The 595-nt window shown below is 45.5% G+C and carries 2 tRNA genes; both read left to right on the plus strand.

From position 1 onward, the window contains the following. Window positions 1-10: 10 nt before the first annotated feature. Window positions 11-84: transfer RNA gene (locus DDT91_RS20395), tRNA-Pro, on the plus strand. 38 nt (window positions 85-122) lie between these two features. After that, a tRNA-Leu gene (locus DDT91_RS20400) sits at window positions 123-206 on the plus strand. Window positions 207-595: the final 389 nt, after the last annotated feature.

Here is a 595-nt window from a genome sequence, read left to right on the forward strand (position 1 = left end):
AAAAAAGTTTCGGGGTGTAGCGTAGCCCGGTATCGCGCCACATTTGGGATGTGGAGGTCGTAGGTTCGAATCCTGCCACCCCGACTTTATTATCTTGCCTTTATAGGCTAAACTACCATTATGCGGACGTGGCGAAATTGGTAGACGCACTGTCTTCAGGCGGCAGCGCCTTCACGGGCATGAAAGTTCGAATCTTTTCGTCCGCACGTTCAATTCAATAGCAGATCATTAAGGTCTGCTTTTTTTATTTTACCCCTCTCCACTTTGCTCAACTTCATAAACCCATTCTTTAAACTTCAAAAAGAAAATTTCCTTTTTGATCTGGCTTGCCATTTTGTAGGAAATTGAAGAATTTATAAATCAAAATTAGGCACTTAGCTCAGTTGAGGGGCGAGCGTCTAGAGGACTTCTCTTTGGAAGTCTTTAGCGAGCAGCCGGATTGCAGGGCGGCACCAACTGAGTACCGTTAAACGCTGTTTGTTTTTGCCTCTTTAGCTCAGTTGAGGGGCGAGTGTGAAAAAGACTTCCCTTTGGAAGTCTTTAGCGAGCAGCCGGATTGCAGGGCGGCACCAACTGAGTTTCGTTAAGCTTTATT

The sequence above is a fragment of the Algoriphagus sp. AK58 genome (genome assembly GCF_014324365.1).
Taxonomy (GTDB): domain Bacteria; phylum Bacteroidota; class Bacteroidia; order Cytophagales; family Cyclobacteriaceae; genus Algoriphagus.